This is a genomic window from Planomonospora algeriensis, from assembly GCF_977012225.1.
On sequence record NZ_CDRNDK010000085.1, the window covers coordinates 1 to 18309 of the forward strand.

The window sequence follows — 18309 nt, forward strand, 5'->3', positions numbered from 1 at the left end:
CCGCACCCGCCAGCCGCCGCCGTGCGGACCGGCGTCCACGCGGCCGCCGACGAGCGCGGCGCGCTCCCGCATGCCGATGAGGCCCGCTCCCGCGCCGGGCAGGCCGGACCCGGTCCCGTCAACCGGGTTGTCCACGGTCAGCACGACCTCCTCCGGCCGGTAGGCGATCACCGCCTCGGCCGTCCTGCCGCCGTGTTTGAGCGCGTTGGTCAGCGACTCCTGGACGATCCGGTAGCCGGCGAGGTCCACCGCGGCGGGCAGTTCGCGGACCTCGCCGTCCACGCGCAGCCGTACGTTCAGCCCGGCTTCGCGCGCCCGCTCCGCCAGCCGATCGGCCTCGGCCAGCCGGAGCCGGACGGACTCGACCTCCTCGCCCTCCTGCCGGAGCAGCCCGATCATGGAGCGCATCTCGGCCATCCCCTGGACGCTGTTCTCCCGGACGGACTCCAGCACCTGCCGTACGACCGCCGGGTCCAGGTCTCTGCGCGAGAGCACGGCCGTGGACTGGATGGCGATCGCGCTGAAGTGATTGGCGATCATGTCGTGCAGCTCCCGCGCCATCCGGGCCCGCTCGGCCTGCACCGCGGTCTTCCGGTCCAGCTCGGCCAGGCGCGCGACCTGCTCGGCCCGGATCCGCTCGGACACCGCCTGGTCCTCGTGCTGCCTGATGATCAACGCGGTGATCACGGGGGTGACCCCGACCAGGCCGGCCTGGATCAGGGCGACGGCGAAGAGCGCCAGGTCCCGGGCGATGAACCCGGCCGCCGCGCCGCCGACGACGGCGATGACCGAGGTGATGCCGAGCAACCACCGGCCCAGCGGCCGCGGGCCGTACCGGACCGCGGCGTAGAGGTTGTCCGTGACGATCAGCACGGTGCCGAGGGACGGGCCCATGGCGAGGTCCGCGGCGAACGCCACGACCCCGAGCCCGAGCGCGAGCAGGGGCCGGACCCGCCGTACGGCGACGCCGAGGCAGGTGACCAGGAGCGGTCCGACGAACCACTGCACCGGGGTCCCGCGGTCCACGTAGGATCCCGCGGCGAGCAGGACGAGGCCGACGGCGAGGCACAGCACGGCCCCCAGCGCGTCGTCCCTTCTCATGTGCTCCATCCCATCACCCCGGAACGGCCTCTTCGCCCGGCTCCGGTACGACCGGCCGTACATAAAAGGATGTAGGCGGGTTCATCGGCGGTGATGACGACCCGACCGGGTCGGCCGGATGATGCTGGAAGCATGGTTCTGGCAGTGATCATCGCATGTGAGGTCGGTTTCTGGGTCCTCCTCGCCCTGGGGCTGGCCTTCCGCTACCTGTGGGGCATGCGCCGGCTGAGCACGGTTCTGCTCCTGTGCGTGCCGCTGCTCGACGTGGTCCTGCTGGTCACCGCCGTGATCGACATGCGCGGCGGGGCCCAGGGGAGCTGGCAGCACGGCCTGGCCGCGGCCTATCTCGCCTACTCCGTCGTCTTCGGCCACCGGACCCTGAAGTGGGCCGACGCGAGGTTCGCCCACCGCTTCGCGGGAGGCCCGGAGCCGGAGCGGCCCCCGGCGGGCGGAACGGCCCGGGCACGCTACGAGTGGGCCGTCTGGATCAGGATCGTCGTCGCCTACGGCATCGCCTGCGCCGTGCTGTACGGGCTGATCCTGATGGTCGGTGAACCCTCCCGGACGGTCGCGCTGAGCGAGTTCATGACCGGGGCGTCGAAGGTGCCGCTGATCGCCCTGCTCTGGCCGCTGAGCTACACGCTGTTCCCGAAGAAGGTCCCGGAAGACTCCCAGGCGTGACCTCCGGGACGACGGCCCCGGACCCGTCGCGGGCCACGGACCCCGGACCTGGACTCGCCCCGGACCCGGACCCCTCGTGGGCCCGGGGTCCGGGATCTCTCCTCCCCGTTTCCACCGTTTCCATCGTGTACGCGGCCTCCCGGTCCTCCTGGACGCTCGAGTGGCGCCCACGGCTCAGTTCCCCCGCGCGTACGCCAGGATCGCGAAGACCAGTCCGGCCAGGGAGATCAGCGCGGCGAGCGAGGGGAGCGGCCAGCGGGCCCGCTCCAGTGCCCGGATGCGGATCTCGTGGTCGTTGACGTCCTCGGCGACCGACGTCATCTTCGCGTCGACGTGGTCGATCTTGGCGGTCTGGCGGTGGACCTTCCCGCCGAGGGACTTGAGCTCGTCGTAGACCTCACGAACTCCGATCATTATGGAACCGAGGTGATCGGCGCGCATCGGGACTCCTTGGGGCAGGTCGGGACAGTTACAATGGATTATCTGCCGCTAGTTGCCTCCTGTTACGGGTTTTCTCTGTATTGTTTCCTTTGACCTGTCATTACCTGTCTTGTATAAAGAAGAGATGCCATCCATGGATGAGCGCGAGACACCCCGGCGGCGTCTGGCGCGCCTGATGGCCGAGCGGCGGGACGAGCTCGGCCTCTACTGGAACGACGTCGCGGAGCGGGCGGGGCTCACCAAGGAGGGGCTGAGGACGGTCAGGGGTGGTGTCGGCACGATGCGTCCCCCGACCAAACGCGGCATCGAGACGGCGCTCCGGTGGACGCGAGGCAGCGTGGACCGGATCCTCGAAGGCGGGACGCCCATCGCCCTGGAGGAGACGGCCGTGCATGCAGCGTCCGGAGCGTCCATGGCGGTCCCCGTGGCCCCGGCGGAGCGGGCCGTCCGCGTGACCCTCGCGCCCGGTGACGCGGTGCTCGAAGCACCCGGTGTGGGCACCCTCGGGGCACCCGGTGCGGACATCGACGTCGGGATGCTCCGTTCGCAGCTCGATGCGCTGCGCGAGACCGGTCGCCGCCTCGGCCGGACCCTCGGGGACCTGCTCGTGGAGGGCGGATACGTCTCCCCTCTGGATCTCGCCCTCACGCCTCGCCGCCCCGATCCCGTGGTCGAGGAGCTCGAGGGCGACCCCGACCTTCCCGACGAGGTGAAGCAGCGGATGCTGGAGGGTTACCGCGCCCTCCGGCAGGAGATCGCCGAATCCCTGCGCAAGCCGGGCTGACGGGCCGCGGGACCGAACAGGGCGGCGATCCGGCGTGCCGCGCCCCTGCGGCCGCTGATCAATTATTGGCTCAAGCACCTCCATGGGGTCTGGTAGAGTTCTCTCTGTCACCGGCCACCTCGGGTGGACGGGACAGGCAAGCGGCCGTAGCTCAATGGATAGAGCATCTGACTACGGATCAGAAGGTTAGGGGTTCGAGTCCTCTCGGCCGCGCCACACGAAGAAGGCCCTTGAGCAGGCATTACGCCGCTCAGGGCCTTCTTGCTTTCTAGATCGTTCCTGTCCCTTGCTAACACCCTTGCTAACACTGGCGGCTCCCAACCCTCCTTGCGGTGCCTTCTTCCGGCCGGAGCCGAATCGCTGGCCGTTCTCGGCGTGCATCCGGTCGTGAGAGCCTCGGTACGACGTCGATCAAGGAACTGTCAGGGATGGCTGCTTGAGTCGCTCCTGGAACGAGTGCTGCACAAGCAGGGAGCAGGAATGCGGCAGTCAGAGCGTTTGTGGCACCTCGTCCGGTCCTACCGCATGGGTGAATGGTTCATGGCCGCATGGGTGGAGGGGCTGGAGGTGTGGGAGGTCGCCCGGCGCCTGGGGGCGTCGGTCGCGGACGTGGACGACCCGGTCGAGTGCACCTGGAGCGATTTCCTGCGTGAGCGGTCCCCTGGTGATGACGCGGCAGGGGTCGTCTGGGCCGGCCGGTTGACGGGGGACTGGACGCAGGTCATCCAGGTGCGGGGATTCGATTGCGAGCGGGCGCTGCGGGAGTTGTCGTACGGCGGGCGGGCGCTGCTGGTGTGCTGGGACCTGAACGGGCTCCGTGATCTCGAATACGCAGTCAATGGTGAGTACGTCACAGGGCTCAGCGTCACGACCCCTGGGAAGCGCTGGGGAAGGGATCCGCAGGCGCTCGACCCCTACGCGCAGGGGTTGCAGTTCGACTGGGACGACTCCGGTTGGGAGAACGATCCCGAGCTGCCACCGGGATGGCTGGAGTACTGCGCATGGGAAGAGGCCCGGATGGAGCGCGGGGAGGACTACAGAGAAGAGGACGTCCCCGACGAGTGGCAGGACTTCGTAGAACTTGCTCACAATGGGTACAGCCCACCCCTGGCGACCTGCCTCACATCGGCTCTGGCGCTCGCCGGCAGGGTGACGGGCAGGGAGATCGATAGGGAGTGGATGGACGGGACCCACACCCGCTACGTGATCCGCGAGCGGTATGACGGCCGGTAACCGCCGTGATTCGCGTGAGACTGTGACGAAATCGCGGCGCTTCAGGCACGAGGGCCGGTGCGCAGGACAACGAACAGTCCTCTCGCGCGGGTGCCGTCCGGCAGGTGCCAGGAGCCGGCGACATGGCCGGTCGCTTCCGGCGGAAGGAGAAGAGCGTTGTCCGGGGCGGGACGCAGGACCCGGTGCAAGCGGAGGGCAGTGCCATGCGGTGCGGACAGCTCGGTACCCTCCCGGTCGTCGATGGCGGTGGCGGTGAAGCCCGTGGGAGCGGGACCATCACCGATGTAGGAGCGGGTGACCTCCCGGTCGGGGGTGTCGCTGGTGTTCTGGTCCTGAGCCTGGACCCGGCCCTCGACCAGGGCCAGCAACTGGGTGACCAGCACCGGGTCGTGGCAGCCGTCGTAGGCCCAGCGCCGCCCCAGCACCCCGTGCTCCATGGTGCCGACGAGGGCGTGCTCCGCCCCGTCGAGCGGGGCTCCGCGGTAGGTGAGCGGCATCAGGTAGGTGGTCGGCTGACTGCCCGAGGTGTCGGTGACCACCATGAACTCGATCCCGACCTCACCCTGGGGGTCGTCCAGCCGGAAGCCGCCGGCCTTGGCCAGTTCCGGTTCGCCCGTGCCGCCGGAGTACCACGGCCGGGAGGGCAGCCAGGAGGTGAGCAGTTCCAGCTTGGTCGGCTTGAGGGCGGTGTGGTGGATGACAGCCATGCCGAGGGTTCTCTCCCGTTGAGCGGATACGACCTCCACATTTTCACATCTACGCGGCGCCGGCAGAGCGGTCCTTCAGCCGACGGGATCCACGAGACGCACCCCGCGACTCGAAGGCCCGTTCCGATCAATGGAACGGGTTCTTCAGCAAAGGACGAGACGATCAGCCGGATGACCTGGCGGAGGGTCTCGCCGACGACCTCGCGACGTCCCGGTATCCGTCCGCCGCCGGTAGAGGAGACGGGCTGCCCGGAGGGCGGCGATCGCGCACGGCCGGCGCTGTCGCCGTCCTCTCTGCGGGGCGGGGGCAGCGCTCAGGGAATCGCGGCGACGACGGTGATCTCGACGAGCTGGCCGGGGTATCCCAGGCAGGAGACGCCCAGGAGGGTCGAGGCATGCGGGCCCGTGGCGAGCTCGGAGCCGCGCACGACCTCCCACACCCTGCCGAGCTCCGCAGGGGTGTCGGCGACCACATGGACGGTGCTGGAGAGCACCTGGCTCAGGTCGGTGTCGACCGCCTGCAGCGCGGTCCGCAGGTTGGCCAGTACCTGCCGGGTCTGAGCGACAGGATCACCGGCTCCGACGAGCTCGCCGTTCTCGTCCAACGGGACGGCTCCGGCCATGAACGCCAGGCGTCGGTCCGCCTCGACCACGACCGCATGCGCATAGTCCGGAGGGGGGAACAGGCCCGCAGCGGTCAACCGGTGAATCATCACGTTCCTCCATGGTGAGTCGATGCAGTGATGATCGACGTATCCGGCCTCGGATGTCATCCGGGTTTCCCGCGTCGCGGTACCGGGCCGTGTTCCTCCCGGTGCTGCCGTCCACACGGCTTGGTCCGATGAGGCCGTCCCGCATCCGTCAGCGGACGAGCCGGCTCAGGCGCCTGTGCGGCGGCGCGGGTCTTCCGCCGGTGCCCGATCACCGGAACGGGCCTTTCTCGATCTCCGCGGGGCAGTGGAACCGGGCGATCGGGTCTGACGGCCGATCGGGGCCGCCGTTCCCGTGACGATAGAATTCGATCTTGCCGGTGCCTGCTGCGGGACAAGAGGATGCGTGCGTGGCCAGAGAGCGACAGATCCTGGCGTGTTCGGGTGTCCTGAATCCGCCGGAGGGCTTTCCTCCGGAACACGTGGGGGCCCAGATCTGGCAGGCGCTCCGGCTCGCCGACGTCCGCAGGCCGCGCATCTGCCTCATCGCCACCGCGGTCGGTGACTCCCGGACGTACATCGACCGCTGGTACGAGCGGGCCGGGTTCTTCGGGGCCGGGGAGACGTCGCACCTGGAGCTGTTCGTCCGGCCGAACGTCACCGACATCCGTGCTCACCTCCTGGCCCAGGATGTGATCTTCGTGTCGGGCGGCAGCGTGGTGAACCTGCTGGCGGTCTGGCGTGCCCACCGTCTCGACGCCGTGCTGCGGGAGTGCTGGGAGGCGGGGGTCGTCCTGGCCGGGCAGAGCGCGGGCAGCCTGTGCTGGCACCTGGGCGGGGTGACCGACTCCTTCGGGGACTCGCTCGACCCCGTCGGTGACGGCTTGGGCTTCCTGCCGTACGGCAACGGTGTTCACGACGATCTGGCCGACCAGCCCCGCCGCCGGCGCTTCCGCGAGCTGGTCGGAGCGGGGGTGCTGCCGGGTGGGTACGCGACGGAGGACGGCGTCGCCCTGCACTACGTGGGGGACCGGCTGCACGAGGTCGTGAGCGTGCTGTCCGAGCGGAGCGCGTGGTTCGTCGAGCGCGACGGCGCGGGGCACCGCCAGGAGGCTCTTCCCGCCCGGTACTGGCCGCCTGCGGGCCTGTAGAGACGTACAGAGGCCCCTCGGCGCTCTGCAGGACCTCATACAGGACACTCGGCGTCGTGCCGCTCGACGTCGATCATCACCCCGTCGAGATCGGCCACGAGAAGGCCGGACCGCCGCTCGGGTACGGCAGGCAACGCGCGATCGACGGCAGAGGACGCATCCGAGATCCGCACGTCGGCACCATGGGACGGTCTCAGCCGTATCGCTCGACGAGCGCGTCGCCGATCGAGGCCAGGTGGTCTCGCACACCCGGGGGGCCGGTCACCTCGAGCCATTCGACCAGCCCGGCAAGCTCGCCGGCGAGCGTGTACTCGTCGTAGCCGCGGATCACGACCTCGACGCGGCCGTCGCTTGTGGAACCCCCCACCTCGAGCCGACCGCCGAACCCCATCCGGAGCAGGCCTATCCCGTGGGGCACGCACACCGCCTGGACCTCGAGGGGCGTTCGCTTGCGGTCGATCTCGTCGGCGATCTCGCGCCAGCTCTCGGCGAGGTCGAAGTCCTCGGGCCGGTGCACGGGATCGTCGGTGGGGTCGGCGGACGACACGCGGTCGATCCGGAAGGTCCGCCGGCCGGCCTCGGTGTTGGAGACGAGGTACCACGACGGACCTTTGGCGACGATGCCCAGCGGGTGGACGGTTCTCTCGGTTTCGGCGCCTTTGCTGTCGACGTAGCCGAGCCGCACCTGGACGCCGCGGATCACCGCGTCCTGGAGTTCGTCGAGGAAGCGGGGTGGTCGGTGCTCGATCCGACTCGACCCCCATCGTTGCGGGTCCGTGACCAACGACGCCGCTGCCGCCTCGGCCTGCACCCGGAAGGGCTCCGGCAGGGCCTGGACGAGCTTGCGCAGAACCGCTTTCATGGCCGGCGTCGCAGCCGAGGCCGGGCCGGCGACCAGGAACAGGGCGCGGGCCTCACTCGCGGTCAACCCGGACAGGTCGGTGCGGGCACCGCCCACGAGGCGCCAGCCGCCGCTTCGGCCCTGCATGGAGTACACGGGAACCCCTGCCATGGCCAGGGCGTCGAGGTCGCGGCGGGCGGTGCGTTCGGAGACCTCCAGCTCTCGGGCGACCTCTGCCGCCGTCACCTGCTCGCGCCGTTGCAGTAAGAGGAGGATGGCCACCAGCCGGTCGGTCCGCACGCCGACAACCTCTCACATGAAACCGGTCATGGGGTGACCGGTTTCGGTCGGCAAGATGGCGATACGACCTCCACCCACGACCGTGTCGGTCCTCGGCCTATCAGGGGTGCGTCGACGCCGTCTTCGGGAACCTTCGCCGCCTGATCACCCGGAAAAGCTAGAGAGGAAATACGATGCTCAATCCAACCGACTTTCCCGAGCCCACCCTTATTTCAGTCAACGGTGTGGAGCTCGAAGTCTTCGAAGCAGGACGACAAAATGCAGGAAAACCCATCGTGCTCTGTCACGGCTGGCCGGAGCATGCCTTCTCCTGGCGCCATCAGGTGCCCGCCCTCGCCGCAGCGGGTTACCACGTCATCATCCCGAACCAGCGGGGCTACGGAAACTCATCCCGTCCAGCCGAAGTAACGGACTATGACATCGAGCACTTGTCGGGCGATCTCATCGCACTTCTCGATCACTATGGGTACGAAGACGCCACCTTCGTAGGTCACGACTGGGGGGCATTCGTGGTGTGGGGGCTGACCCTCCTGCATCCGAACAGGGTGAACAGAGTGGTCGCGCTCAGCGTGCCCTATTTCGAGCGCGGAGAGCGGCCGTGGGTCGAATCCATGGAGGCCGTGCTCGGCGGCGACTTCTACTTCGTCCACTTCAATCGACGGCCAGGCGTCGCGGACGCGGTGCTCGAAGAACACACGTTCCAGTTCCTTCGCAACATCTTCCGGAAGAACGAGCCCGCGAGCGGCCTCAGCCGGGAATGGCAATGATCAACCTCGCCAGGGCAGGAACACCGCTCGGTGAGCCTCTCATGAGCGACAGCGAGCTGGCCGTCTTCGTCTCCGCCTTCGAATCGACAGGCTTCACGGCGAGCATCAACTGGTACCGGAACCTTGACCGCAACTGGCGCCTTCTGGCGGACGTGGACCCGATCATCCGACAGCCCGCACTCATGATCTACGGCGACAGGGATCTGGTCTCACGGAGTGAGAACCTGGCGGAGTCCGTGCCCAACGTGGAGGTGGTCAGCCTTGATTGCGGTCACTGGATCCAGCAAGAGAAGCCGGAAGAAACGAACCAAGCGATTCTGAAGTGGCTGGAACAGCAGGATGCCACCTAGTTTCTCGTGATCCGGTTCGTGTCATCGGTCACATCCGGTGAAGTGGCGTGAGCCGGTGCCGTACGGCGGCACCGGCTTACACGATCACATGCCATCGACCGACATCCACTGCTTCAGCGGAACGGGAGGCCGCCGTCGGAGGTCGTGCCCTTCCCAGCGGGTCTCGGCGTCGGAGGCTTGAGCCCTCCCGGCCGCGCGGCAGCTCCAAGGCCCACGCCGATCACCGGAACGGACCTTTCCGGTCTCCGCGCAGCGGTGGAGCGCGGCGACCGGGCCCGGCAACTGGGCCCGGCAACCGATCAAGACCGCCGTTCCCGCGGCGGATAGGATCCGATCTCGCCGATGTCTGCTGCGGGACAAGAGGATGCGTGCGTGGCCAGAGAGCGACAGATCCTGGCGTGTTCGGGTGTCCTGAATCCGCCGGAGGGCTTTCCTCCGGAACACGTGGGGGCCCAGATCTGGCAGGCGCTCCGGCTCGCCGACGTCCGCAGGCCGCGCATCTGCCTCATCGCCACCGCGGTCGGTGACTCCCGGACGTACATCGACCGCTGGTACGAGCGGGCCGGGTTCTTCGGGGCCGGGGAGACGTCGCACCTGGAGCTGTTCGTCCGGCCGAACGTCACCGACATCCGTGCTCACCTCCTGGCCCAGGATGTGATCTTCGTGTCGGGCGGCAGCGTGGTGAACCTGCTGGCGGTCTGGCGTGCCCACCGTCTCGACGCCGTGCTGCGGGAGTGCTGGGAGGCGGGGGTCGTCCTGGCCGGGCAGAGCGCGGGCAGCCTGTGCTGGCACCTGGGCGGGGTGACCGACTCCTTCGGGGACTCGCTCGACCCCGTCGGTGACGGCTTGGGCTTCCTGCCGTACGGCAACGGTGTTCACGACGATCTGGCCGACCAGCCCCGCCGCCGGCGCTTCCGCGAGCTGGTCGGAGCGGGGGTGCTGCCGGGTGGGTACGCGACGGAGGACGGCGTCGCCCTGCACTACGTGGGGGACCGGCTGCACGAGGTCGTGAGCGTGCTGTCCGAGCGGAGCGCGTGGTTCGTCGAGCGCGACGGCGCGGGGCACCGCCAGGAGGCTCTTCCCGCCCGGTACTGGCCGCCTGCGGCGTCGGGTCCGTAGCGACGAGGGGGGACTCGGCTCAGCCGTCTCCGACCGGGTGGCAGTCGAGGCCCATGTAGAGGAGCTTCTCGTGGATCGTCTCCGGCGTGAAGGGCTTGATGACGTATTCGTGAGCACCGGCGGCGAGCGCCCGCACGACCTTGCTCTGCTCGTTCTCCGTGGTCACCATCATCAGGCACATCTCGCGCATGCCGTCCATCCTGCGGACCCGGCGGATGAACTCCAGCCCGTCCATCACCGGCATGTTCCAGTCGACCAGCGCCACGTCCGGCGTCGTCGGGATCTCGTCCAGCAGGTCGAGGGCCTCCTGGCCGTCAGCGGCCTCGTACACCGAGAATCCCAACCGGGTCAGGACCCGCCGGATGATCCGGCGCATGGTACTCGAATCATCGATCACGATCGCCAGCACGCCGCCGCCCTTCTCCGGTCCGTATCACCGTCTTATCGGCACCGGCCAGGCGAAGATGAGGGGTACGGGGCGCGCTCGCGGTCCGGCTGAGCCCGTCGGGTGAGAATCCCCGGGCCGTGCTCGGATACGTCCACGACGTGCCCCGACCACTCAAGGGAAGCGCTGGTCCTTCCAGGCGGACAGTTCGGCGGCGGCGGCCGCCAGCCGGGCGGGGGTGACGGCGGGGCCGGTGGCCGCGCCGACCACCAGGACGGCGTGCACCGTGCCCGGCGCCGAGCCCGACGGGTTCAGCAGCAGCCGGTGGGCGGTGGGCGAGCCGGTCTCGGTCGCGATCGCCGCCGGTCCTGAGGCGGGCAGGCCCGCACGGGTGGCCACGTCACCGACCACGACGGTGGTCGCGGCGGTGAAGGAGGCCGGCAGGTGCAGTTCGGTCGGGGCGCTCGGGGCCGTGGCGGGTTCGCGCCAGACCAGGACGCCGAACCGCCGGTCCTTGACCAGCTCGGCGACGTTCGGCATGGAGGACGGTACGGCCAGCCAGGCCCGCTGCTGCCCGGCGCCGCCGTACCCGGACCGGGCGAGGTCCTCGTAGGCGAAGGCCAGCACGTCGCCGGCTACCGCCGACGGGTACAGGCGGTCCAGCACCGCGCGGTCCAGCCGGGTCGCCAGGGCTCCCGACGCGTCCGCGGCGACCACGGAGAAGTCCTCGTCGTTCCAGGCGTCGCCCTCGGTCCGCACCTTGGCGGGATTGCGGTTCATCAGCTCGTGGTGCCGGCCGCTGTAGACGTCCCAGTGCCACTGGGTGGAGGAGAGCACGTCCCCTCCGGCGGCGGGGGTCCGCCACCAGTTCCTCCCGGGGACGCCGGAGTCCATGGCCTGGTACATGGCCCGGACCATCCAGGGCGTGCGGTCGCTGCCGTTGCCCGACAGCCTGTGGCCGAACTCCGAGACGAAGGGGGCGGTGGCCAGGGTGCGGGCCCGGTCGCGGATCTCGTTCATCGCCGCGCCGTACACCCCGTCGGAGGCCGGTGACGGGTCTATCGTCATGCGGGCGCCGTCGTAGAAGTGGCTGTTGAAGACGTACCGGGTGCCGAGGGCGCCGACCGTGGAGAGGCCGCCCTCTTCGAAGAAACCGGTGTTCCAGAAGACCAGGGGTTCGACGAAGGCGGGCTTGTCCACCCACCCCGCGGCGTCCATGGCGGCGCGGAAGCGCTGGTAGAAGGGCATGAGGTAGGTCTTCTCCCACTCCAGGCCGCTCTTGCCGTCGAGTCCCCCGTCGTAGGGCTCGTTGAAGGGGTCGAACCCGATGACGGCGGCGAAGTCCTGCTCCGGCAGCCGCTGCCTGATGTGGGTCATCGCGGCCGTCGCCTGCCGCAGGAAGGCCTCCTGGATGCCGACCTCGCCCTCGGGCGTGCTGAGCCGCCGGTCCCGCCAGAAGTCCCGGGCGGCCCGGCGGACGGCCTCGTTGGTCTGCATGTTCTGCCCCCACAGGAAGCAGAGGCCGCAGGACTCCTTCGGGTAACCGCCGGCCTCGACCACCCATTCCGGCGCGCGTCGCCGGTGTACCAGCTGCCCTGGTCGAACAGGTGGGAGGAGTACAGGTCCTGGTGGTAGTCGACCAGGACGCGGATCCCTCTGCCGGTGAAGGCGCGGATCTGCTCGACCGCCCGGTCGAGGTAGGCGTGGTCGATGGTGGAGGGGGACGGCTGCACGCCCTCCCAGCTGATCAGGAAGCGGATCACGTTCGCGCCGGTGAGGTCGCGCATGGCCTGGGCCGAACGTACGGCGTCGGCGGTGCTGCGGAACGGCAGCAACGAGTTCTCGTACAGCTTGGTGCTGCCGGACACGTTGAACCCGCGCAGCGTCACCTCCCGGCCGTCGCCGTCGCGGAAGACCCGGCTCCGCTGCTTGGCCGCGACGACCAGCGGGCTCGGGGGCGTGGCGGCGGCCGTGACCGTGGTCGCGGCCGCCGCGGCCGCCGGGTCGGGGGCGGGGGTGTGCCCGGTCATCGGGGCGAGTGCCAGTGCGGCGGCCAGAGCGGGGGCGGCCCGTCGTGTCATGCGGAACGATGCTGCTCGCATGAACGGACGATAGAGCCCTGCTCATGTTCTTGTCCGTGCATGAACGGCTAGAACCGCGTTCCGTTCTTGTCCGGCGTGCGCAGGCCGGGGGCCGGGTCCGGCGCGGGCTGCCGCAGTACGGCGAGCGCGACGACGAAGGCGGCCACGAGCAGGGCGGCGGCGGTGCCGAAGGCCAGGTGGTAGCCGCCGGCGAGCGCGGTGGCCTCACCGGCGCCCGCGGAGCGCAGCCCTTCGGCGCGCGAGGCGGCCAGCGTGGACAGCACCGCGACGCCGGTCGCCATGCCGATCTGCTGGGTGGTGTTGAACAGCCCGGAGGCCAGGCCCGCGTCGTCGGCGCGGGCGCCGGACATGCCGAGCGCGGTGAGCGCCGGGAGGACCAGCCCGCCACCGGCGATGAGCAGCATCACCGGGAGCAGGTCGGTGACGTAGTCGGCGTCCACCGGGACGCGGGTCAGCCAGCCCATCGCACCGAGCAGGAGCAGCAGGCCCGCCAGCAGGACGGAACGCTCCCCGAAGCGGGTGCTGAGCCGGGCGGAGACGAACAGGGACACGCCGCCGATGGACACCGCGGCGGGGAGCATCGCCAGGCCGGTGGCGAGCGCGCCGTAGCCGAGGACCTGCTGCATGTAGAGGGCGACGATGATCTGGAAGGCGAACATGGCCGACAGCGTCAGCATCTGGACCAGGTTGGCGCCGATGACGTTGCGGGAGCGGAGGATCCGCAGCGGCATCAGAGGGGTCGCGGCGGTCGCCTGGCGGATGGTGAAGGCGGCCAGCAGGGCGAGCGAGGCCGCGCCGAGGCCGAGGGTGTGCCCGGAGAGCCAGCCGTACCGCTCGATCCCGACCACGGTGTAGATGCCCAGCATCAGCCCGGCGGTGACCAGCACGGCGCCGATGACGTCGGCGCCGGCGGCGAGCCCGGCCCCGCGCTCGCCCGGCAGCGCCCGGACCGCCAGCGCGATCGTGGCCAGCCCGATCGGCAGGTTGATGAAGAAGATCCAGTTCCAGCTGAACGCGTCGGTGAGGACCCCGCCCAGAACCTGGCCGATCGAGGCTCCGGCGGCCCCGGTGAAGCTGAAGACGCCGAACGCCTTGGCGCGCTCCGCGGGTTCGGTGAACAGTGTCACCAGGATGCCCAGCACGACCGCGGAGGACATGGCGCTGCCGACGCCCTGGCCGAACCGGGCGGCGATCAGCATGGCGGGCCCGGTGGCGGCCCCGGCCAGCAGCGACGCGGCGGTGAAGACCGCGGTCCCCGCCAGGAACATGGTCTTGCGGCCGATGAGGTCGCCCAGCCGGCCGGCCAGGAGCAGCAGCCCGCCGAAGGCGATCAGGTACGCGTTGACGGTCCAGCTGAGCCCGGCGGGCGAGAAGCCCAGGTCGCGCTGGATGGCGGGCATCGCCACGGTCACGATGCTGCCGTCCAGGATCGTCATCAGCATCGCGGCGGACAGCACGGTGAGCGCCAGACGGCGTGATCGCGGTGTGGCGGCGGTGCGGTCCGGCTGAGGGGAAGGTGCGGTGTACGGCATGGCGGTCTCTCCTGTTCGGAAGGGGACAGGAGAGACCGTAGCAGAATGTTTTGTTGTAGACGATCCTCTATGGATCTATTCGTCGGCTCGCTTCGTGCTCCGCCGGGCCCGCCGGATCACCTGCGGCGCTTCGGCGGGAAGGGCGAGATGGCCTGTCACCAGGCGGTTCATGGCGCGTACGAGCACTTCGGCCTCGTCCTCGGGCAGTGCGGCCAGCGCGTCCCGGTGCACGCCGTCGACGATCTCCTGGCTCCGTCTGGCGATCTCCGCGCCCTTCTCGGTCACCACGATGATCCGGGCCCGCCGGTCCGTGCTGGACGGGCGGCGCTCGGCGAGACCGGCCTTCTCCAGGGCGTCGACGGTGACCACCATCGTGGTCTTGTCCATGTCGCCGAGCTCGGCGAGCTGGATCTGGGTGCGTTCCTCCTGCAGGGCGTGGACCAGCACGCAGTGCATGCGCGCGGTCAGCCCGATCTCGGCGAGCGCCACGGCCATCCGGGTTCTCAGGACGTGGCCGGCATGGTCCAGCAGGAACGACAGGTCCGGCTCGGTGCGGGCGGGTGCCATGGCGGTCATCCCTCCACCGTAGCAACCGGTTCCGTTCCGGATAATCGGCGAAGGGACCTATCGGCGACACATCGGTCTCCTCGATGTCCGTTCCCGGTTCGGCTGCTCGTTCCCGGGCCGCAGGACGTTTCCGGCCCAGGCGCCCGGTCCCGGGCCGCCGGCCGTTCCCGGGCCGCAGGGAGCTCCCGGCTCGGGCTCCCGGCTCGCCCGCTCCCGGCTCGGCGCCCGGTTCCGGGTCACCGGGAGCGGGCGAGCCGGAAACCGAGGTCGTCGACGCGGAAGGTCGGGTGGCTCTTGCGGCGGCACGACGCCCGGCACCCGCGCGGCTGGTCGGACCAGCTCCCGCCGCGGAACACGCGGTACGGGCCGTAGACCTCGGGGTCGTAGACGTCCCAGCACCACTCCCAGACGTTGCCGATCATGTCGTGCAGGCCCCACGCGTTCGGAGCCCTGGTCGCGACGTCGTGCACCTCGCCGCCGGAGTTCCCGCGATACCAGGCGATCTCGTCCAGCTCTCCGTAGCGGACGGCGGAGCTCCCGGCCCTGCAGGCGTACTCCCACTCCGCCTCGGAGGGGAGGCGGTAGCCGCCGGCCTCCGGGTCGCAGACCACGTCCAGCCCGTCGGGGTCGTCGCCCGCCGAGTAGCAGGGGGCGAGTCCCGTCTCCCGTGAGAGCAGGTTGCAGAACCGGACGGCCTCCAGCCAGGAGACGTCGGTCACCGGCGTCCGCGGCCCGGCAGGGCTCGCGGGAGCCTCGCCCAGGACGGCGCGGTACAGCTCGCGCGTCACGGGGTACGGCGCCAGCCGGAAGGACCCGACCTCGGCCTTCCAGTTCGTCTTCGTGCCCTCGTCCCGCAGGAGGATCTTCCCGGCGGGGATCTCGACCATGTTCTCGGTGATCGCCAGGGGCGGTGTCGGTTCAAGGCTCATCGCGGACCCAACCTACCCGGCCGCTCCGTGCCGACGGCCTCCCGGAACGGCCGTCCGCGAACGCGGCTACGCGCGCCCGACGGCCTTTCCCGCGCCCTCGGCGCCCTCCGTGCCCTCCGTGCCCTCCGTGCTATCCGTGTTCCCGGCGTCCTCCGCGGCCGTCTCGGCCGCCGGTGCTCCGCGGAGGCGTACGCCGACGACGAGCAGGTACAGGATCAGCCCGAACTCCGCGATCGAGGTGGGGACGGCGACGATGTTCCGGACGGCGCCGGGCGCGTCGGGCAGCGTGAAGAGGATCAGCGGGTCGGCGATCCACGCGAAGCCGCCGATGACGAGCAGCACGCCGAGAACCGTGGGGAACATGCTGGAGCGGTAGGCGAGGTAGCCCATGGGCAGCAGCCACAGTCCGAAGAAGACGCCGCCGAGGATGTAGCCGAGGTCGTGCAGGTCGAGCATCAGCAACGTGAGCGCGCCACCGGCGCCGGGGGACGCGGTGTAGGAGGGATCGGTGGCGGTGAGCAGCGCGCCGGCGTGGAAGACGAGGTTCAGCAGGATGGAGCCCGCGCCGACCGCCACGAACACCAGGAGCGTCACCGCGGCGCGCGCGTGGACGTGGTGCAGCAGGCGGTGCAGGACGAGCCCGAGGAAGACGAAGACCGTCGCCATGAGGATGTCCGCGGCGAGGCCCAGGCGGAAGAGCGTCTCGTGTTCGGAGACGTTCGCGGCCGTGGCGGCGGCGTCGCCCGGGACGTGCACGGTGTCGCGCGCGTACAGTTCCGCCCACACGCCGAGTACGGCGAGCGCCAGGTACAGCAGGCCCGCGATCCGCGCGAGCGTCTTGGGGCTGGTCATGTTCTCTCCTTGTGACGGCCGGTCTCCGGGCACGCCGGACGGAGGCCGCGTGCCGTCGGCACACGGACCGGGTGATGACGCGGTCGGCTAGTCCTGGCCTTCGGGGTACTGGAAGACGTCGTCGAGCGGGACCTCGAACGCCCGCGCGATCTGGAACGCCATCTCCAGGGACGGGGAGTAGCGGCCCTGCTCGATGGCGATGACGGTCTGGCGGGTGACGCCGATGCGCCTGGCCAGCTCCGCCTGGGTCATCTCGCCGTGCGCGAACCGCAGGGCGCGGATCCGGTTGGTGACGCGGGTGGGCTTACCCATGGAAGGCCCCGCGGTAGGCGCGGATCTTCGCGATCGATCCCCAGGTCGCTCCGACGGCGCCGATGAGGAACAGCGCGTTGCCGATCCAGAAGTGGTCCACCTCGAGCATCGCGAGCGCGAGCACCGCCGCGGCGCCGAAGGCGGTGATCGCCTGGGCGATGCGGTCGCCGTGGCGTTCGATCTCCTTGTCGCGGACGTCGACGCGGCCTCGGCGTCCCGGGCGGCGATGGCCAGCACGATCGAGCCGACGACGGTGCCGACGACGGTCGTGCCGACCGCCCACAGCATCGGCACCGCCCACGAGACCTCCGAGGCGGGCTGCTCGAACAGGCGCGGGACGACCACACCGAAGTACGCGAGCGACGCGACGGGCACGAGGATCGCGTACAACCACGTGTTGCGCTCCTCGAAGGTCATGGGGACGTGATCGTCTCCGGCCTCGGGCGCGGGGTGGCGGTCCATGTCGGACTCCTTTCGCGGTAGGCGCGATCTTAGTGGCGCGGCCGAGGGGTGAACCGGTATCGGGGCGGTGATGTAAAGAATCATTGACATTGACCAATGTATATCGCACCTGACTTCATGTCTACTTTTATTTACATCCCCGGCGGGGTGGCAGGGTGGCGGGGCTTGCCGGGGCGGCTGTGCGTCGTTATCGTCGATAGGTGTACGAAACGGTTTCGTACACCTATCTGGAGGTGGGGCATGGCGCGATGGACGGCTGTCGACATCCCTGATCTGACCGGCCGGAACGCGGTGGTCACCGGGGCCAGCGAGGGGGTGGGATTCCATACCGCACTCGAACTGGCCAGGCACGGCGCCCGCGTGGTGCTCGCGAGCCGGGACCGCGACAGGGGCGAGGCCGCGGCGGCGCGGATCCGCGCCGAGACCGGCGGGGGCGCCGCCGAGTGGCTCGCGCTCGACCTGGGCGACCTCGCCTCGATCGACCGGTTCGCGGCGGGTTTCACCGCCGCGCGCGGCGGGCCCGAAGGGCTCGACCTGCTCGTCAACAACGCCGGGGTGATGGCGCTGCCCCGGCAGACGACCGCCGACGGGTTCGAGCGGCAGTTCGGCGTCAACCACCTGGGGCATTTCGCGCTCACCGGGCTGCTGCTGCCGGAGCTGCTCGCCCGCCCGGGCGCCCGGGTGGTGACGGTGACCAGCGGGCTGCACCGTTCGGGGCGGATGGATTTCGACGACCTGATGGGCGAGCGCCGCTACGGGAAGTTCAGCGCGTACACGCAGTCGAAGCTGGCGAACGTGCTCTTCGCCCTGGAGCTCCACCGGCGTGCCACGACCGCGGGAACGGGCCTGCTCAGCGTCATCGCTCACCCCGGGGTCGCCCGCACCAACCTGGCCCGCACCGGTAACCCCCTGCGGGGACTGCTGGTCACCCTCGCCAAGCTGCCGGCGCAGCCGGCCGCCACCGGCGCGCTGCCGCAGTTGTACGCCGCGGCCGCCCCGGGCGTCGGCGGCGGGGACTTCTTCGGCCCGGACGGGTTCGCCGA

22 protein-coding genes and 1 tRNA gene are annotated in these 18309 nt (G+C 70.1%); 10 read left to right on the forward strand and 13 right to left on the reverse strand.

What is annotated here, in order from left to right; translation table 11 throughout:
* Positions 1 to 1101, reverse strand: a 1101-nt coding sequence (locus tag ACWJ6R_RS12030) for a sensor histidine kinase (RefSeq protein ID WP_449062296.1), incomplete at its 3' end; no start/stop codon positions are given.
* Positions 1102 to 1233: 132 nt separating this feature from the next.
* Here ACWJ6R_RS12030 and ACWJ6R_RS12035 point away from each other — a divergent pair.
* On the forward strand, positions 1234 to 1782 hold the full coding sequence (locus tag ACWJ6R_RS12035) for a hypothetical protein (protein WP_449062297.1): 549 nt from the start codon (positions 1234 to 1236) through the stop codon (positions 1780 to 1782).
* A 174-nt stretch (positions 1783 to 1956) separates the two neighbouring features.
* On the opposite strand, the gene ACWJ6R_RS12040 is transcribed toward ACWJ6R_RS12035, so the two are convergent.
* Positions 1957 to 2223, reverse strand: coding sequence for a hypothetical protein (locus ACWJ6R_RS12040; protein ID WP_449062298.1), 267 nt, complete (start codon positions 2221 to 2223; stop codon positions 1957 to 1959).
* Positions 2224 to 2347: 124 nt separating this feature from the next.
* Between ACWJ6R_RS12040 and ACWJ6R_RS12045 the strand changes: the two genes are divergently transcribed.
* From ACWJ6R_RS12045 to ACWJ6R_RS12055, 3 genes are all read left to right on the forward strand, one after another.
* The gene (locus ACWJ6R_RS12045; protein ID WP_449062299.1) at positions 2348 to 3007 is read left to right on the forward strand and encodes a hypothetical protein; all 660 of its coding nucleotides are present in this window, start codon (positions 2348 to 2350) and stop codon (positions 3005 to 3007) included.
* A 140-nt stretch (positions 3008 to 3147) separates the two neighbouring features.
* Positions 3148 to 3223 (forward strand) — tRNA-Arg (locus tag ACWJ6R_RS12050).
* Positions 3224 to 3487: 264 nt separating this feature from the next.
* Positions 3488 to 4240 (forward strand): DUF6461 domain-containing protein, encoded by a 753-nt coding sequence (locus ACWJ6R_RS12055; RefSeq protein WP_449062300.1) that lies wholly within the window; start codon positions 3488 to 3490, stop codon positions 4238 to 4240.
* A gap of 41 nt (positions 4241 to 4281) precedes the next feature.
* On the opposite strand, the gene ACWJ6R_RS12060 is transcribed toward ACWJ6R_RS12055, so the two are convergent.
* Entirely contained in the window at positions 4282 to 4947 is a 666-nt protein-coding gene (locus tag ACWJ6R_RS12060; protein WP_449062301.1) for a maltokinase N-terminal cap-like domain-containing protein, read from the reverse strand.
* A 314-nt stretch (positions 4948 to 5261) separates the two neighbouring features.
* Positions 5262 to 5660: a RidA family protein gene (locus ACWJ6R_RS12065; RefSeq protein WP_449062302.1), complete on the reverse strand. Its 399-nt coding sequence runs from the start codon at positions 5658 to 5660 to the stop codon at positions 5262 to 5264.
* A gap of 347 nt (positions 5661 to 6007) precedes the next feature.
* Here ACWJ6R_RS12065 and ACWJ6R_RS12070 point away from each other — a divergent pair, with 347 nt between their 5' ends.
* On the forward strand, positions 6008 to 6748 hold the full coding sequence (locus ACWJ6R_RS12070) for a Type 1 glutamine amidotransferase-like domain-containing protein (protein WP_449062303.1): 741 nt from the start codon (positions 6008 to 6010) through the stop codon (positions 6746 to 6748).
* Between the two features lie 35 nt (positions 6749 to 6783).
* Here the strand turns inward: ACWJ6R_RS12070 and ACWJ6R_RS12075 are convergent, their stop codons facing one another.
* The gene (locus ACWJ6R_RS12075; RefSeq protein WP_449062304.1) at positions 6784 to 6921 is read right to left on the reverse strand and encodes a hypothetical protein; all 138 of its coding nucleotides are present in this window, start codon (positions 6919 to 6921) and stop codon (positions 6784 to 6786) included.
* Positions 6922 to 6941: 20 nt separating this feature from the next.
* Positions 6942 to 7889: a helix-turn-helix transcriptional regulator gene (locus ACWJ6R_RS12080; protein WP_449062305.1), complete on the reverse strand. Its 948-nt coding sequence runs from the start codon at positions 7887 to 7889 to the stop codon at positions 6942 to 6944.
* A 173-nt stretch (positions 7890 to 8062) separates the two neighbouring features.
* Between ACWJ6R_RS12080 and ACWJ6R_RS12085 the strand changes: the two genes are divergently transcribed.
* The 3 genes from ACWJ6R_RS12085 (at position 8063) to ACWJ6R_RS12095 (ending at position 10125) form a co-directional block, all read left to right on the forward strand.
* Positions 8063 to 8656: an alpha/beta fold hydrolase gene (locus ACWJ6R_RS12085; RefSeq protein WP_449062306.1), complete on the forward strand. Its 594-nt coding sequence runs from the start codon at positions 8063 to 8065 to the stop codon at positions 8654 to 8656.
* The gene (locus tag ACWJ6R_RS12090; RefSeq protein ID WP_449062307.1) at positions 8653 to 9006 is read left to right on the forward strand and encodes an alpha/beta fold hydrolase; all 354 of its coding nucleotides are present in this window, start codon (positions 8653 to 8655) and stop codon (positions 9004 to 9006) included. The genes ACWJ6R_RS12085 and ACWJ6R_RS12090 overlap by 4 nt, the downstream gene beginning before the upstream one ends.
* Positions 9007 to 9378: 372 nt before the next feature.
* Positions 9379 to 10125, forward strand: a complete 747-nt coding sequence (locus tag ACWJ6R_RS12095; RefSeq protein ID WP_449062308.1) for a Type 1 glutamine amidotransferase-like domain-containing protein — start codon at positions 9379 to 9381, stop codon at positions 10123 to 10125.
* 19 nt (positions 10126 to 10144) lie between these two features.
* On the opposite strand, the gene ACWJ6R_RS12100 is transcribed toward ACWJ6R_RS12095, so the two are convergent.
* From ACWJ6R_RS12100 to ACWJ6R_RS12130, 7 genes are all read right to left on the reverse strand, one after another.
* Positions 10145 to 10534 carry a response regulator gene (locus ACWJ6R_RS12100; protein WP_449062309.1) on the reverse strand — a complete coding sequence of 130 codons (390 nt, stop codon included), beginning with the start codon at positions 10532 to 10534 and terminating at the stop codon, positions 10145 to 10147.
* Positions 10535 to 11883: 1349 nt separating this feature from the next.
* Positions 11884 to 12612 carry a cellulase family glycosylhydrolase gene (locus ACWJ6R_RS12105; RefSeq protein WP_449062310.1) on the reverse strand — a complete coding sequence of 243 codons (729 nt, stop codon included), beginning with the start codon at positions 12610 to 12612 and terminating at the stop codon, positions 11884 to 11886.
* 47 nt (positions 12613 to 12659) lie between these two features.
* Positions 12660 to 14144, reverse strand: a complete 1485-nt coding sequence (locus tag ACWJ6R_RS12110; protein WP_449062311.1) for an MFS transporter — start codon at positions 14142 to 14144, stop codon at positions 12660 to 12662.
* A gap of 75 nt (positions 14145 to 14219) precedes the next feature.
* Complete coding sequence (locus ACWJ6R_RS12115; RefSeq protein WP_449062312.1) at positions 14220 to 14720, reverse strand: MarR family winged helix-turn-helix transcriptional regulator; 501 nt, start codon at positions 14718 to 14720, stop codon at positions 14220 to 14222.
* 227 nt (positions 14721 to 14947) lie between these two features.
* The gene (locus ACWJ6R_RS12120; RefSeq protein ID WP_449062313.1) at positions 14948 to 15640 is read right to left on the reverse strand and encodes a formylglycine-generating enzyme family protein; all 693 of its coding nucleotides are present in this window, start codon (positions 15638 to 15640) and stop codon (positions 14948 to 14950) included.
* A 66-nt stretch (positions 15641 to 15706) separates the two neighbouring features.
* Positions 15707 to 16492, reverse strand: a complete 786-nt coding sequence (locus ACWJ6R_RS12125) for a DUF4386 domain-containing protein (protein WP_449062314.1) — start codon at positions 16490 to 16492, stop codon at positions 15707 to 15709.
* Positions 16493 to 16579: 87 nt separating this feature from the next.
* The gene (locus ACWJ6R_RS12130; RefSeq protein ID WP_449062315.1) at positions 16580 to 16804 is read right to left on the reverse strand and encodes a helix-turn-helix transcriptional regulator; all 225 of its coding nucleotides are present in this window, start codon (positions 16802 to 16804) and stop codon (positions 16580 to 16582) included.
* Between the two features lie 91 nt (positions 16805 to 16895).
* Here ACWJ6R_RS12130 and ACWJ6R_RS12135 point away from each other — a divergent pair, with 91 nt between their 5' ends.
* Together ACWJ6R_RS12135 and ACWJ6R_RS12140 are read left to right on the forward strand one after the other, a co-directional pair.
* Positions 16896 to 17231, forward strand: a complete 336-nt coding sequence (locus ACWJ6R_RS12135; protein WP_449062316.1) for a hypothetical protein — start codon at positions 16896 to 16898, stop codon at positions 17229 to 17231.
* Positions 17232 to 17506: 275 nt separating this feature from the next.
* Positions 17507 to 18309 (forward strand): oxidoreductase (locus ACWJ6R_RS12140; RefSeq protein WP_449062317.1); only part of this gene is annotated, 803 nt, incomplete at its 3' end.

What these genes read in the sequence shown, in the direction of transcription:
- ACWJ6R_RS12035 (WP_449062297.1), top strand. Translation starts at nt 1,234, where the DNA reads ATGGTTCTGGCAGTGATCATCGCATGTGAGGTCGGTTTCTGGGTCCTC.
- ACWJ6R_RS12040 (WP_449062298.1), bottom strand. Translation starts at nt 2,223, where the DNA reads ATGCGCGCCGATCACCTCGGTTCCATAATGATCGGAGTTCGTGAGGTC.
- ACWJ6R_RS12045 (WP_449062299.1), top strand. Translation starts at nt 2,348, where the DNA reads ATGCCATCCATGGATGAGCGCGAGACACCCCGGCGGCGTCTGGCGCGC.
- ACWJ6R_RS12055 (WP_449062300.1), top strand. Translation starts at nt 3,488, where the DNA reads ATGCGGCAGTCAGAGCGTTTGTGGCACCTCGTCCGGTCCTACCGCATG.
- ACWJ6R_RS12060 (WP_449062301.1), bottom strand. Translation starts at nt 4,947, where the DNA reads ATGGCTGTCATCCACCACACCGCCCTCAAGCCGACCAAGCTGGAACTG.
- ACWJ6R_RS12065 (WP_449062302.1), bottom strand. Translation starts at nt 5,660, where the DNA reads ATGATTCACCGGTTGACCGCTGCGGGCCTGTTCCCCCCTCCGGACTAT.
- ACWJ6R_RS12085 (WP_449062306.1), top strand. Translation starts at nt 8,063, where the DNA reads ATGCTCAATCCAACCGACTTTCCCGAGCCCACCCTTATTTCAGTCAAC.
- ACWJ6R_RS12090 (WP_449062307.1), top strand. Translation starts at nt 8,653, where the DNA reads ATGATCAACCTCGCCAGGGCAGGAACACCGCTCGGTGAGCCTCTCATG.
- ACWJ6R_RS12105 (WP_449062310.1), bottom strand. Translation starts at nt 12,612, where the DNA reads ATGCGAGCAGCATCGTTCCGCATGACACGACGGGCCGCCCCCGCTCTG.
- ACWJ6R_RS12110 (WP_449062311.1), bottom strand. Translation starts at nt 14,144, where the DNA reads ATGCCGTACACCGCACCTTCCCCTCAGCCGGACCGCACCGCCGCCACA.
- ACWJ6R_RS12115 (WP_449062312.1), bottom strand. Translation starts at nt 14,720, where the DNA reads ATGACCGCCATGGCACCCGCCCGCACCGAGCCGGACCTGTCGTTCCTG.
- ACWJ6R_RS12120 (WP_449062313.1), bottom strand. Translation starts at nt 15,640, where the DNA reads ATGAGCCTTGAACCGACACCGCCCCTGGCGATCACCGAGAACATGGTC.
- ACWJ6R_RS12125 (WP_449062314.1), bottom strand. Translation starts at nt 16,492, where the DNA reads ATGACCAGCCCCAAGACGCTCGCGCGGATCGCGGGCCTGCTGTACCTG.
- ACWJ6R_RS12130 (WP_449062315.1), bottom strand. Translation starts at nt 16,804, where the DNA reads ATGGGTAAGCCCACCCGCGTCACCAACCGGATCCGCGCCCTGCGGTTC.